The organism is Furfurilactobacillus cerevisiae, from assembly GCF_048961765.1.
Lineage (GTDB): Bacteria > Bacillota > Bacilli > Lactobacillales > Lactobacillaceae > Furfurilactobacillus > Furfurilactobacillus milii_A.
Window position 1 is genome coordinate 1,432,145 of sequence record NZ_CP185253.1, and the last position, 14,379, is coordinate 1,446,523.

A 14,379-nucleotide genomic window follows, 5' to 3' on the forward strand; every position below is an offset into this window, starting at 1 on the left:
TATGGGTGCTTTTCCCATGAATGCCTTATTCGCGTTAGATGAGCAAAAGTCAGTGTTATGTCCCGCGTTTTCGGCAATTTTTCATCCGCATGACCTTTTGCGGTTGAAGAAAAATTGCTTGTTGATATTTCATTAGAAATTAAGTTGAGGCGTTATGTCTCAGTTTTTTTGAACAAAATGGCCGAGACGTCTAGCTAAACGTTTTTCAAACAGACGCTCTTTTGTTTTGCGAACACGCGTTCATGCGTTATAATTTAACTACGATTTTACGAGAACGGAGGCAGTTTTGTGGCATCAGAACACATTGAGCATAAATTAACGTTACTACCGCCAATGCCTGGTTGTTACCTGATGAAGGACATTAACGGCAAGATTATTTATGTCGGCAAGGCCAAAAATTTGAAAAATCGTGTGCGTTCCTACTTTAAAAGTAGTCACGAAGGCAAAACTGCCCAGTTAGTGGCTCACATTGTGGACTTTGAGACGATTGTGACGTCGACTGACAAGGAAGCTTTTTTGCTTGAAATCACACTAATTCAAAAGCATCAGCCATACTACAATATTAAGTTGAAGCGGGGCACAGGTTACCCGTATATTAAAATTACGCATGAACGTGATCCGCGAATCATCATCGCAAACGATGTTAAACACGACGGTGGATATTATTTTGGACCGTATCCCAACGTTTACGCGGCCGAAGAAACACTACATTTCTTACAAAAAGTTTATCCTTTGCGTCGTTGTTCTGGTTATCAAGGGCGACCATGCTTGTACTACCACATGGGGCAGTGCTTGGGGGCCTGCTTTAAAGAAGTTCCCGAGAGCGCGTACGATGAGCAGATCAAACGCATTAAATCGTTTTTAAACGGTAATACCGCACGAGTTATCAAACATTTGCAAACACAAATGAAAGAAGCAGCAGCCAGTTTGGAATTCGAGCGGGCCGCTGACCTACGTGATCAGTTGCACTACATCGATGTCACGGTTGAAAAGCAAAAGATTATCAGCAACGATCAGACGCCACGGGACATCTTTAATTTCTATCTGGACAAGGGCTGGTTATCCATTCAGGTTTTCTTTGTGCGGCAAGCACGCTTGATGAAGCGGGAAAAACGGTTGTTCCCAGTTGTTTCAACAGCACCAGAGGAAATGCAAACGTTTATCATGCAGTTTTATAATCGAAAGAATGCGGTGCTGCCTAGAGAAATTTTGGTTCCTAGCAGTATTGACGAGGACACCCGGGAATCCATCGAAGATGTGTTGAATGTCCCAGTTAACGTGCCTCAACGTGGTGTTCGTCGCGATCTGATGGAAATGGCGGGTAAGAACGCGCGACTGGCGTTGGAAGAAAAATTCCGCTTATTGGAGTTAGACGAGCACAAGACCACGGGTGCCATGCAAGAAATTGCGGATGCTTTGGGGTTACCACCCGTTTCTAAAATTGAAGCTTTTGACCATTCTCATGAACAGGGTGCTGACTTAGTTTCAGCGATGGTCGTTTTCGAAAATGGTCGACCAAATAAGAAGTTATATCGCAAGTATAAGTTACGTACGGTGGATCACGCTGATGAAACAGCCAGCACGATGGAAGTTATTCGGCGGCGTTACACACGTTTGCTTAAAGAACATGCAGATATGCCCGATTTAATTCTGATGGATGGTGGTGCCATTCAAATGAACGCGGCTAAGGATGTTCTAGAAAATGAGCTTGGATTGGATATTCCGGTCGCTGGAATGGTCAAAAATGATCATCACCGAACGGCGGACCTAATGTTTGGCGAGGATGATGAGCATCTAAATCTTGATCCTAAGTCACAAGGTTTTTATTTGTTACAACGAATCCAGGATGAGGTGCACCGGTTTGCCATCACGTTCCATCGTCAACTGCACAATAAGAATTCATTAAGCTCACGTTTGGATCAAATTCAGGGCGTAGGCCCAAAAACGCGCGCAAAACTGTTGAAAAAATACGGATCGCTGAAGAAGATTGCGGCTGCACCAGTTAGTGATCTACATGAATTAGGCTTGTCAGAAACGGTTGCGCAAACCGTTCACGTGGCTGTGACTGCCATGGTTACCGGTGAAGCCCAACAGTCGTTAAGTTATCTGGACCGTCAGCAAACAATTTAACTTATTTGGGCAAATTTAAGAACGTTGCTTTCAGGTAGATGAAAGCAACGTCCTTTTAGTTTTAGTTTGGCGAAGTCAGCACAACGTTTGCATTTGAAGAATTATGTTAACAAGATAGTGGTTAAATGCAGAATTGTTTTTTGACCGAGCGTGTATTGCACTGTACAATGGGATGAGCGAATTGTTCGAAGATTGACAGACGATTGTGGGACGCACAACTGGTCACCACATTGATATAGAGAAACCAAGATATAGAAACCAAGAAATTATGGAGACACACAAATGGCATTTGTTGATAAAGCAACAATTGAAGTAAAAGCAGGAAACGGTGGTAACGGGATCGTTTCATTTAGACGTGAAAAATTTGTCGCTAACGGTGGTCCTTTCGGTGGCGATGGCGGACATGGTGGCAGTGTCATCATGGTTGTTGATGAAGGCTTGCGGACGTTAATGGACTTTCGTTATAACCGACACTATAAGGCCAAACACGGTGGCAACGGGATGACCAAGGGGATGACAGGTCGGTCAGCGGCTGATTTGTACGTTAAGGTCCCAGGCGGAACCATCGTGCGGAACCTTGACACAGACGAAGTACTGGGTGATTTAACGGAACCTGGTCAAGAACTTGTCATTGCCAAAGGGGGTCGTGGCGGTCGCGGTAACATGAAGTTTGCCACACCCAAGAATCCTGCCCCAGAAATCGCTGAAAATGGTGAACCAGGTCAGGAACTACGTATTGGTCTGGAATTGCAATTGTTGGCCGATGTTGGCTTGGTTGGTTTTCCATCTGTTGGGAAATCGACCTTGATGTCGGTTATTACAAATGCAAAGCCTAAAATTGCCGCTTATCATTTCACGACGATCGATCCAAATATTGGAATGGTCCGTTTGGATGATGGTCGGGACTTCGTTATGGCTGATTTACCGGGTCTGATCGAAGGTGCGAGCGATGGTGTTGGTCTCGGCTTTCAATTTCTCCGACACGTGGAACGGACGCGTGTCTTATTACACTTAGTGGCAATGGCTGGCGATGATTTTCTCGATGAAGAAAACGCGATGGCTCCGATTGATGCCTTTCATGCGATCAACAAGGAGTTGGGCAATTATGATGCCAGCTTGTTAGATCGGCCTCAGATTGTGGTCGCAACTAAGATGGATCTTCCGGGTGCGAAGGAACGTTTCGATGACTTTAAAGCAGCTCTGGATGAAGATGACTCATTGTCAACGAAGCCAACTGTAATGGCGATTTCTTCCGTTTCTCACGAAGGGTTGAAACCGTTGATTCAGGCAACGGCCACGCTGCTTGATCAAACACCAGCATTTGTCCCACAAGCGGATGAAAATCTTGGTGTTATGTATCAATATCAGGATGACGAAAAGCCTGCGTTTGAAGTTCAGCACACGGATGAAGGTATCTGGTTATTGACCGGCGACAAGATTGAACGCTTATTTAAGATGACGAATACACAACATGAACAAAGTATGGTCCGTTTTGCGCGTCAACTGCGGACGATGGGTGTGGACGATGCATTACGAGAAGCAGGCGCTCAAGATGGCGATACGGTCCAAATTTTGGACTTTACCTTCGATTTTGTTGAGTAGCTGAATCCGGTAATACGGTCATTTGTTCGTGAAAACGGGTAGGGGTTTAACAGATGCAAACAGCAAAAACGTCGAGTCATCGGCGTTACATAACAGGTATAGATGGTTTGCGGACACTTGCAGTATTAGGTGTGATCGCTTATCACCTGTTACCAGCGGCACTTCCAGGTGGTTTTCTGGGTGTGCCCATTTTCTTTGGGTTAACAGGTTACTTGGTAACTGATAGTTTTTTGAACTTGATTAATAAAGGAACTTCGCTGGCGGTTAACCATTTTTACAAACGCCGAATTCAACGATTGTATCCAGCCTTGGTGGCAATGTTGGCATTGACCAGCACGTACATCACGTTGTTTGCCCGTAATCTACTGGTTGGACTGCGGGGAACGATTGTGACCAACTTGCTGTACGTTTACAACTGGTTCGAAATCAATCATGGCCAATCGTATTTCGATCGTTTCAACGGTGAGTCGCCCTTCACCCATTTGTGGACGTTGTCCATTGAGGGTCAGTTTTATCTCTTCTGGCCCTTTATTATTTGGGGACTGGTTAAACTGTTCAAACGTCGCTCACGGGTGGCGGGCGCGCTAATGGTGGGAGCTGTTATATCGGCTCTTTTAATGGCAGTGCTTTTTAAAGATGCTAATCAGGTCAACCGGGTTTACTATGGCACGGACACGCGGGCCTTTTCAATCCTGATGGGGGCCGCGTTGGCGGCAGTTTGGCCAGCTAATCACCTAAATGCAAATCTGCACGCTGCTGGTCGACGATTGTTAAACTGGGTCGGCGGCATTAGTCTGCTAGTCATGTTTATTCTGTACTGGGTGATGACAGGGACATCAACTTTCACGTACCGTGGCGGGATGTTCTTGTTTTCCATTTTTGCGACTGCGATGATAGCCGTTATTGTTCATCCTGGCGCGAGTTGGAATAAATGGCTGACTAATCCTGTATTCAATTGGGTTGGCAAGCGCAGTTACGGCATTTACCTGTATCAGTTTCCAGTTATGATTTTTTATGAGCAGCGGGTCGTCAACATTGCCCAACATACCGTGCTCAATGCGCTGGCTGAATTGGCATTGATTCTACTGTTAGCCGAGTTATCCTATCGATTTATTGAACAACCAATCGCTCATGGACGTTTGACATCCTGGTGGGCGACGGTCAGAGCTCCAAAAACTTGGCGGCAATATCCGCGTGAAGTGATTACGAGCGCGGTGTTGGTTCTCGCGTCACTGATAACTATGGTTGGCTATGCTCAAGCAACACCTCGCAAGAAGCCACCCATTGATGCGGTAACCAAACACATCAAAGCAGCTGGAAAACAGACGGATAAAAAGAATCGTGAAGTGGCTGCGCAAAAAGGAGCATTTGATACTTCTGAAAAAGCCACAGCCCAAACGAACCAAAAGGCTAATAAACAACTATCTGCTCAGCAAAAGAAGCTCGCCAAGGCTTTTGATCTCCAGCCAGCGACAATGTTATCAGCACAGCACATTTCGCTAACGGCGGTGGGTGACTCGGTGTTAGTGGATAATGCGGATAGCCTACAACAAGTATTTGGACACGCCTATGTAGACGCTAAGGTTGGCCGTCAAGTTTGGGAAGCACCGTCAGTGATTCAATCACTAAAAAAACGCCATTTACTGGTATCGACGGTTTTAATTAACCTGGGGACAAATTCGCCGTTAACACAAACCCAAATTGACGCGGTGTTGAAAGCGGTTGGTCCAAAACGGAAAGTCTTTTGGGTCAACACAATGGTGCCGACGAAAACGTGGCAAAATCAGGTTAACGATTTAATTGCGCTCAATGCCAAACGGTCTAAGCAGGTTTATCTTGTTGATTGGTATGGTGCGAGTCACGATCAACCAAGTTGGTTTGGTCCGGATCATGTGCATCCCAACCCACAGGGGAGCGTTGCCTATACACGGTTGGTGACGAATACAGTGGTTCAGAAAAGTATTTCACCAAAAAAATAAGGCTCAACGTCAGCGTTGAACCAAACTAGCTATCACATAAACATAATTTTTTCGTCAACCAGACGATAACCAAATAGCTCACGGGTTGTCGGTGACGCAATTGCAGTTTGAACCGCAATTCGCCAACTGCCCGGGAGCTTTTGCGTTCTCGTCACGAACGCATCTAGCGTTAATGGCCGATCAGCATGGGTTAAATCTATGTCCAGCACTAATCGACGGTCTGTCGGAGACTTGGTTAAGCTTACTACCGGCTGTGGTTTGTCATCAACAGAAACAAATAGGGGTCGTTGCATGTCGTAATCGGCAGTGGAAAATTTAAAATCGACTAAGCGCATCGGTTTGGAGGTCCTTTCTGGCCGTTCATCAACAGTCGTTTGATTACAGTTCAGCTTACCATAGTGGCGGTTGGTGACGATTGTTTTTTGACTTCAAATTCAGTAGAATTGAATGCGAACTGAATGTTGACCACTGTGTCATCGTTCTTATTTAGGAACTCATAAAATGTGTGAACCCATTAATAATACAGTAAATACTTTTATATAGGGATTAGGTAGAAGAATAGTTATGGAGATTGAATTTTTAGGTACTGGTGCCGGTTCACCGGCTAAAGCGCGCAACGTGTCGAGCCTTGCACTTCGTTTGTTGGATGAGCGCAATGCAGTTTGGCTATTTGATTGTGGTGAAGGTACGCAACATCAAATTTTAAATACAACGTTGAAACCACGCAAAATTGAAAAGATTTTTATTACGCATCTACACGGTGATCATTTGTTTGGGTTGCCAGGTTTGCTTAGTTCACGTTCGTTTCAGGGTGGCAATGAGCCACTGACGATTTACGGACCCAGAGGGATTAAGGAATACGTTCAAACAAGTTTACGGTTGTCCGAGTCTGCGTTGACGTATCCTTTAAAGTTTGTGGAACTCAGCGGGGATGGTGTTATTTTTGACGATGCGACCTTCACGGTTTCATGCAAACGGTTAGATCACAAAATTGTGAGTTTTGGCTACCGAATTGTTGAGAAGGATCATCAAGGTGAATTACTCGTGGATAAACTAGCGGCGGCCAAGGTGCCATCCGGACCGGTATATGGCCAGTTGAAGGCCGGCAAAACCGTCTCCTTACCAGATGGTCGAACACTCAATGGTAAGGACTTTATCGGACCCTCTCAAAAGGGACGGATTGTGACGATTTTGGGTGATACACGTAAGACACGACGGGCGACAGAATTGGCGCAGGATGCAGATGTGCTGGTTCATGAAAGTACGTTTGCTGCCAACGAAAGTAAATTGGCACGTAACTATTATCATTCAACCAGCGAACAGGCTGCTCAGGTAGCTCATGATGCTCATGTAGGCCGATTACTGATGAATCACATTTCGGCGCGTTATAATGGACGTGGTGCTAAAGAATTAGAGCGTCAGGCTCGCGCAACGTTTGCCAATTCAAAGGTTGTTCGGGACTTTGACGTCATTGATATTCCGTTTAAAAAATAAACCGTACAAATAGTTACGGCAGTTGAGGTGAGTGCTAATGATGAACTTATCAAGTCGATTAAAAGAACTGCGTGATTTGAAGAATCGGATTGTTTTAATTACTGGCGCATCTTCCGGAATTGGTCAAGCAGCCGCTTTTGAAGTTGCTCGTCGCGGGGCAATTGTGGTTTTGGTTGCCCGTAATGAGTTGAAGTTAAATCAGGTTGCTCAACAGTGCATGTTGTATTCTGGCCGGCCAGCCTTTGCGTTTGCGCTAGATGTTGCTAATCCAGCGGCTATCGATAAAACTCTAAGTCAGGTCCGCCATGAAGTGGGCGCAGTAGACGTTGTCATTAATGCTGCCGGTTTTGGCGACATGGAGCCAGCAGTTGATACCGATCCTGAGGTAACAGACCGGATGTTTCGGGTTAACGTGCTTGGTTTGATTTACATTACGCGTCAGCTAGCCAGCGACATGATCGATAAACATTATGGCGCAATCATTAACATTGCTTCTGTGGCCGCAAAAATTCCGACTCCGAAGGCCGCTGTTTACACAGCAACAAAAACGGCGGTTGTCGGTTACAGTGACGTATTGCGGCAAGAGTTACGGCCGTTTGGCATTCAGGTTACAACCGTCAATCCAGGTCCTGTTGCGACCAACTTCTTCAATATTGCGGATCAAGACGGCCATTACTTGTCAAAAGTTGCCAACTTCACTGTGACGCCTCAACTGGTGGCTGAGCGACTGGTTGATACCATTGGTTATCATGTGCGCGAAATTACTGTACCACGTTATTTTGCCGTAGCCTCAGTGGCCTATCATTTGTTCCCAACAGTTGGCGATTTTGTTATCGAACAGCTATTTAAACCGCACGCCCCTAAGCGCATGCAGGTGAGTGCCGAAAGTGACGAACCTTCAGCTGATACTGAAACCGATCCGACGGAGGCACCAGAATGAAAAATCAATGGCGTTTAATTGCAGGGTTGATTCTAGTGCTAATTGTTGCAATTTTTGCCGTCATGAACGGAAATAGTGTACCCATTCATTTTGGTGTAGCGACGGTTAAGTGGCCGATGATTTTGATCCTAATTGTGTCACTGTTACTTGGTGCTATTATTGCGTTGTTAGTGACAGCCGGAACGCATGCTAGCGACAAACGGAATGGGAAACGTTCTGACAGCGAAGCAACTGCGGAAAATGATCAATTAAAGAAGCAAAATGAAGAATTAACGAGTAAAAATGAACAGCTTAATGGGCTCTTAGATGATCGAGACAAGACCATAGAGCAGTTACAGCAGAAACTTAGTCAACAAAACAATGCGAATTAGCTTTCTGCAATGCGAGATGAAAAAATCGTTAATGTGGTTAAGGAAAGGTGTTTGTTTTCTGAATGCAGGGAACAAACACCTTTCCAGTTGTGGATTTATTACGACGTGAGTGAGGAGGAAAGACTGTGCTAGAGTCCAAGTACGATTGGCAACAAGCGCCACGGGTGGAAGACGAAAAGGTCGCGACATTTGCTCACGACCTTGATGTTTCACCATTTATGGCACGACTGTTGCTGGCACGAAAGTTAGACACTGCCGATAAGGTCAACGAGTGGCTGAAACCGACCGTTGATGTGCTGCATGATCCACACGAAATGTTTGACATCGAAAAAGGTGTTGCCCGGATTCAGACAGCTGTGGAGGCTGGCGGTCAGATTACGGTATATGGGGATTACGACGCAGACGGTTTGACTAGTACGTCGTTGATGTATGAGGCTCTTGATCAGCTTGGCGCTAATGTGAACACATACATTCCTAACCGGTTTACGGATGGCTATGGACCAAACGTAGCAGCCTTTAATCGACTAATCGATGCCGGCACACAGTTGTTTGTAACAGTAGATAATGGGGTAGCTGGTAATGAAGCAATCGATGCTGCTGCCAAACGAGGCGTTGACGTCGTCGTTACTGATCATCATGAACTGCCAGAACAATTACCCAATGCCGCTGCCATTATTCACCCTCGTCATCCACAAGGACATTATCCGTTTGGCGGATTATCCGGTGTTGGGGTGGCCTTTAAAGTGGCCCAGGTGCTGTTAGATGCGACTGCCGATGAACTTAGTGATGAATTAGATTTGGTTGCGATTGGCGAGATTGCGGACTTAGTGCCACTAAATGACGAAAATCATGCGCTCGTTAAATTTGGACTACAGGTAATTGCTAATACGCAGCGGCCAGGCTTGATTGCGTTGATGAAGGCTGCGGGTATTGACGGGCAGACCATCAATGAAGAGCACGTCGGCTTTGGCATTGCGCCGCGGTTAAACGCATTGGGTAGACTTGGTGATGCCAATCCAGCGGTCGAGTTGCTAACTACGTTTGATGACGCACGTGCTGAAGAGTTGGCCTCGGAAATTAATGCCCAAAATGAGAAGCGACAACAACTGGTTAAGGATATCAGCGGTGATGCCTTGGCACAGGCGCAGACACCGAAAAATCAGGCTCGCAAAACGCTCATTATTCACGGCAAGGGTTGGCATGAAGGCGTATTGGGAATTGTTGCTAGCAAAATAGTAGAAGCAACGCACAAACCAACACTAGTTATGAGTGAAGATTCAGAAAAAGGGACGTTAAAGGGCTCTGGACGTTCGATTGCGGGCTATGATTTGTTTAACGCCATCAATCCTGTTCGCGACAAAATGGTGGCGTTTGGTGGTCATGCGATGGCGTGTGGCTTGACCTGTCCAATAGATCAGCTCGATACTTTAGCGGCTGCTCTGGAACAGGCCTGTGTCGATCAATCGGTTGATTTGACAGCAAAGCCAGCGTTGCCTGTTGCTGGGCTAGTCCCACTCGCAGACGTTAATGCGGCTGATTACGCTGCGGTTCAAGAACTCGGTCCGTTTGGAACTGATAATCCGCAACCTGTGTTGGCATTTAAACCAACTTCGGTAGACAATGTCCGGACTATGGGGGCGGCTAAGAACCATCTCAAATTCCAGATGGCAGATGAAGCCGGGCATCAAGTCGCGGCCATTGCTTTTGGGCGCGGTCATCAGAGCGAACAGGTCACTGCTAACCCTGAAAATGTGAGTGTCGTAGGTACATTGTCAGCCAATACCTGGCAGGGGAAAACAACCTATCAGGTAATGGTAAAAGATTTCTCGGTGACTGGCATTACAATTGTTGATAGTCGAACGAATCATCTCGCTAAATCATTGTTTGAAAGGCCAGACACCTATTTATTTTTCCACAAAAAGTTGGTTGATCAATTACAAACTTATTTGCCAGAAGGGGCACAATCTTTGTGTGTTGGTCGTGATGAACTGCCTTCAAGCTGTGATCATTTGATTATTGTCGATTGCCCGGATGATCTGGATGATTTAAAACAAGTGCTGAGTCACATCAAAACGGATGAATTAACGACCTACTTTTATGAACACGATTCAGCGTATTTAGATGGTATGCCAAGTCGTGCAGAGTATGGCAAACTGTTTAAGTTCGTTGCTAGTCATCAGAATGTTGATATTGCTCATCAGTTGCCAACGTTGGCAAAGTATCTCCAAATTGATGACGCTAAATTGATTTTTATGATACAGCTGTTTTTTGAGGTGGGATTTGTTAAAATAGACTCTGGCGTTATGAATGGGGTGAGTGAACCACCGCACGTAAATCTTACTGATGCGGCAGCTTACCGACAACGTTTGACACGCATTGATACTGAAGAAAAATTACTTTATTCTAAGGCACCTCAACTGAAGGCTTGGTTGATGGGCGCCATGAGCTAAGCTTAAAGGAGCTGTAAAAATTGGCTTTAGACTTAACAAAATACATTGCAACGGTGCCAGATTATCCCGAAAAGGGTATCATGTTTCGTGACATCTCACCGTTGATGGGTGACGGCGCTGCATATCACCAAGCGACTGATACCATTGTCAATTATGCGCGCGACAAGCAGGTTGATATGGTCGTTGGTCCAGAATCTCGTGGTTTTATCGTTGGCTGTCCAGTGGCTTATGAATTAGGCATTGGCTTTGCGCCAGCACGTAAGAAGGGCAAGTTGCCACGTAAAACAATCAAAGCAGACTATGCTTTGGAATATGGCACTGCTTCGTTATACATGCATGAAGATGCGATTAAGCCAGGCCAGCGGGTATTGGTTACGGATGATATTCTGGCAACTGGTGGTACGATTGAAGCAACAATTAAGCTTGTTGAACAGCTTGGTGGCGTGGTTGTTGGTTGTGCGTTCTTACTTCAATTGAAGGATTTGCATGGCTTAGACAAACTAAAAGATTACGATACATTAGTCTTAATGGACTATTAAATCGCTTGGTGTGACGGGATTTTTCGTCACGCCTTTTTAGTTTCTAAAATTGTCAGGACAGCATAATAATTTTTTTGATATTTAAGTTGTCGTATAAAAACGCCGTAAATGAACATTGCTGCTCATGTACGGCGTCATCAATTACTTATTATTTTTCTTAAGACTATGAAGGATTTGGAGGGCCTTCTTGCGTGTCTTGATGTTGGTGTAAAAGGCACCCGTAAAATGTAGGAAAACGGCAGGTTAGAACTGTTGGTTTTCCTACATTTTTTGTATCATGAATCACATCAGAGTGTAGGAGGAATTTGATGTGAGACGTGATTTAAGAGAAGGAGTGACGATTTACGTGACTGAAAATATTAAGCCTAACTTCGCCGAGATTGCCCGGCAATATAATGTTGATTATCGAACCGTTAAGAAAGCCTATGAGGAAGTCAAAGCTGGACTTAAGGGCCGACCAAGTGGTCGACCGAAACGGCCAAGTTTACTGGATCCATTCAAGCAAACCATCGATTCAAAGCTTGAACTAAATTGTTCGGCTGCTTCAATTTTTAAATTTATCCAGAAGAAGGGCTTTACCGGCAGCTATACCCTCGTGAAAGATTATTGTCGCCAAACCCGCCGAGAACGAGTTAAGAAAGCTACCATTCGGATTGAACATTCCCCTGGTCTCTCTGCTCAAGTTGACTGGAAAGAAGAAATGGCCCTAGTGAGCAGCGAGGGTGAGCTGTTTAAATTCAATATTTTCTTGTATGTATTGCCTTATTCAAAACTCAAATATATGACACTAACCTTTGATCGGAGCCAAGATACCCTCTTTTCTTGCTTACACGACGCTTTCCTTCATACCGGAGGTATTCCGACGGAAATCTGGTTTGATAATATGAAAACCGTTGTGGATCATACAAAATCCCAGTTTGGCCACGCTGTCTTTAACGAACGGTTCCACGAATTCTGTAAAGATGCCGGTTTCACACCAATTGCTTGTCGACCATTCAGACCACAAACTAAAGGTGCAGTTGAAGCCCTTGCTCGCACGGTTGAACGTTTACGGCCATACAATACTGAATTTGCTGATGGAACTGAGCTAATCGAACTAGTTCATATGCTCCGAGATGATCTAAATCATGAAACTTCGCAGGCCACGGACGAAGTCCCGTACCTGAAATGGTTAGACGAAGAAAAAGAGTACCTTCATCGCGTTCCAGTTAATCTCCTTGAACCATACTTCGAAGAAAACATTACCCGTGTCGTTTCGAAGGAGGCCATGATCAATTTCCGCAAATGTAAGTACTCAGTAGATCCGCGATACATTGGTTGTACGGTTGCTGTTGAAATCTCCAATGATGAGCAGCGCATTCACATTTATTATAACGGAGAAGAAATTCGTACGCACTCCATAACTACCAATTCGCTGAATTATGACCCCCAAGATCAGTTCAATATCCTCAAATCTGATTTGCTTAAAGGGCGGACAGATGAAGACATTTCAGCTTACATTCGTGAACATATGACTGATTACGACAACTTATAGGAGGCTACCATGACCACTAATAATCAAATTCTTTTAAATAATCTTGAGCGCTTAGGGTTAAACAAAATCCGTGAATACTTGCCGAATTACCTTGATCAAATTCACACTGATAATCTGTCATTAACTGAGGCGCTAATTGATTTAACTAATTCGGAACTCCAGAATCGACACGAAGGTCAGATTGCACGGGCCATTGGCCGTGCTCGGTTCCCCAATACAAAATCCCTAGATACATTTGATTTTAGCTTTCAACCCAGTATGAATCGCCAAGAGGTTCTGGAATTCCAGAATCTGGCTTTTATGGAAAAGTCTGAAAACTTAATCTTTATTGGCAATCCGGGAGTCGGTAAAACCCACTTGGCAATTAGTATTGGGATTGAGGCCTGTAAACAGGGCTGTCGGGTTCTCTTTATTAATTGTCATGAGCTGTTGATTAGATTGAGAGCAGCTTACGAAAAAGGACTGCTTGATCGATCTCTAAGCCGCTATTCGCGCTATGACCTATTAATTATTGATGAAATTGGGTATTTGCCAATTGGTCACCAAGAAGCTAACCTCTTATTTCAGCTAGTCAATGCCCGCTATGAAAAGCATTCAACGATCATTACCAGCAATAGTGATCTATCCGCTTGGGTTGATATTTTCCAGAACCCAACTGTGACAGCAGCCATTCTCGATCGCTTGGTTCATCATGTTCACGTAGTGAAGATCACTGGTAAATCTTACCGATTACGTGGCCTCAAGTAACTGCCGAAAACCTACATTTCTTTCTGCCGAAAACCTACATTTTTAAACTGCCCTTGACAGTTGGGACTTCTCAGGTTTCGAATCGCAGTGCTTTGATCTATTTTCATTTAGTTTGCCTCTTTTATAATTTGTTTACCGTTATAAAAGCCATTGGGAGAAACATGATGACTCATCACATATTCACCAGTTTGTGTGTCATAGTGGATAGCTGGCGCTGTGATTTTATGCGCTGTACGACGCCGGTTACGCCGAGTTTTGGATGTTTTGCGGGCTGGAGTGGCCATGAGCAAACCTTCTTTCATTTATAAAACATGTAAATAGTAACGATTACTTTTTACAGTATAAACGAAACATGACATTCGTCAACCACTTTGTTTAGACTAATTTAAAAAGTGCTTATTTCAACTGATAAAAATCAGCACTACCGTTGTGTAGGGGTGTTTTTATGCTATACTATTTGAGTACCTCTTGGAGAGTTGGCAGAGTGGTAATGCAACGGACTCGAAATCCGTCGAACCCGTTTATAGCGGGCGCGCAGGTTCAAATCCTGTACTCTCCTTTATACCCTTGGCAGGAAAACACCACCCATTGAC

General features: G+C 44.8%; 11 protein-coding genes and 1 tRNA gene. 11 read left to right on the forward strand and 1 reads right to left on the reverse strand.

Annotated features, from left to right (window positions below; translation table 11 throughout):
- Positions 1-288: 288 nt before the first annotated feature.
- From uvrC to istB, 10 genes are all read left to right on the forward strand, one after another.
- Positions 289-2,130 (forward strand): excinuclease ABC subunit UvrC, encoded by a 1,842-nt coding sequence (gene uvrC, locus ABUE36_RS06845; protein WP_421017447.1) that lies wholly within the window; start codon positions 289-291, stop codon positions 2,128-2,130.
- A 282-nt stretch (positions 2,131-2,412) separates the two neighbouring features.
- Entirely contained in the window at positions 2,413-3,732 is a 1,320-nt protein-coding gene (gene obgE / locus ABUE36_RS06850) for a GTPase ObgE (RefSeq protein ID WP_161001193.1), read from the forward strand.
- A gap of 53 nt (positions 3,733-3,785) precedes the next feature.
- Positions 3,786-5,711: an acyltransferase family protein gene (locus ABUE36_RS06855; RefSeq protein ID WP_421017448.1), complete on the forward strand. Its 1,926-nt coding sequence runs from the start codon at positions 3,786-3,788 to the stop codon at positions 5,709-5,711.
- 564 nt (positions 5,712-6,275) lie between these two features.
- Positions 6,276-7,205 (forward strand): ribonuclease Z, encoded by a 930-nt coding sequence (gene rnz / locus ABUE36_RS06860; protein WP_017262011.1) that lies wholly within the window; start codon positions 6,276-6,278, stop codon positions 7,203-7,205.
- A gap of 37 nt (positions 7,206-7,242) precedes the next feature.
- On the forward strand, positions 7,243-8,145 hold the full coding sequence (locus tag ABUE36_RS06865; protein ID WP_161001196.1) for an SDR family NAD(P)-dependent oxidoreductase: 903 nt from the start codon (positions 7,243-7,245) through the stop codon (positions 8,143-8,145).
- The gene (locus ABUE36_RS06870) at positions 8,142-8,516 is read left to right on the forward strand and encodes a lipopolysaccharide assembly protein LapA domain-containing protein (RefSeq protein WP_161001197.1); all 375 of its coding nucleotides are present in this window, start codon (positions 8,142-8,144) and stop codon (positions 8,514-8,516) included. Before ABUE36_RS06865 ends, ABUE36_RS06870 begins: the two co-directional genes overlap by 4 nt.
- Positions 8,517-8,641: 125 nt before the next feature.
- Positions 8,642-10,966 (forward strand): single-stranded-DNA-specific exonuclease RecJ, encoded by a 2,325-nt coding sequence (gene recJ / locus ABUE36_RS06875; protein ID WP_421017449.1) that lies wholly within the window; start codon positions 8,642-8,644, stop codon positions 10,964-10,966.
- A 20-nt stretch (positions 10,967-10,986) separates the two neighbouring features.
- A complete protein-coding gene (locus tag ABUE36_RS06880; protein ID WP_017262007.1) occupies positions 10,987-11,505 on the forward strand; it encodes an adenine phosphoribosyltransferase in 519 nt (172 codons plus the stop codon).
- A 310-nt stretch (positions 11,506-11,815) separates the two neighbouring features.
- Entirely contained in the window at positions 11,816-13,039 is a 1,224-nt protein-coding gene (gene istA, locus ABUE36_RS06885) for an IS21 family transposase (protein WP_003555353.1), read from the forward strand.
- A 9-nt stretch (positions 13,040-13,048) separates the two neighbouring features.
- On the forward strand, positions 13,049-13,786 hold the full coding sequence (istB, locus tag ABUE36_RS06890) for an IS21-like element helper ATPase IstB (protein ID WP_014386885.1): 738 nt from the start codon (positions 13,049-13,051) through the stop codon (positions 13,784-13,786).
- A gap of 107 nt (positions 13,787-13,893) precedes the next feature.
- Here istB and rpmF read toward each other — a convergent pair whose 3' ends face one another.
- Positions 13,894-14,070, reverse strand: coding sequence for a 50S ribosomal protein L32 (gene rpmF / locus ABUE36_RS06895; protein WP_161001200.1), 177 nt, complete (start codon positions 14,068-14,070; stop codon positions 13,894-13,896).
- Positions 14,071-14,256: 186 nt separating this feature from the next.
- Here rpmF and ABUE36_RS06900 point away from each other — a divergent pair.
- A tRNA-Ser gene (locus tag ABUE36_RS06900) sits at positions 14,257-14,345 on the forward strand.
- Positions 14,346-14,379: the final 34 nt, after the last annotated feature.

Excerpts from the sequence above, each read along its gene's own strand:
- rpmF (WP_161001200.1), bottom strand. The coding sequence starts at position 14,070 with ATGGCCACTCCAGCCCGCAAAACATCCAAAACTCGGCGTAACCGGCGT.
- ABUE36_RS06865 (WP_161001196.1), top strand. The coding sequence starts at position 7,243 with ATGATGAACTTATCAAGTCGATTAAAAGAACTGCGTGATTTGAAGAAT.
- ABUE36_RS06855 (WP_421017448.1), top strand. The coding sequence starts at position 3,786 with ATGCAAACAGCAAAAACGTCGAGTCATCGGCGTTACATAACAGGTATA.
- istB (WP_014386885.1), top strand. The coding sequence starts at position 13,049 with ATGACCACTAATAATCAAATTCTTTTAAATAATCTTGAGCGCTTAGGG.
- rnz (WP_017262011.1), top strand. The coding sequence starts at position 6,276 with ATGGAGATTGAATTTTTAGGTACTGGTGCCGGTTCACCGGCTAAAGCG.
- obgE (WP_161001193.1), top strand. The coding sequence starts at position 2,413 with ATGGCATTTGTTGATAAAGCAACAATTGAAGTAAAAGCAGGAAACGGT.
- ABUE36_RS06870 (WP_161001197.1), top strand. The coding sequence starts at position 8,142 with ATGAAAAATCAATGGCGTTTAATTGCAGGGTTGATTCTAGTGCTAATT.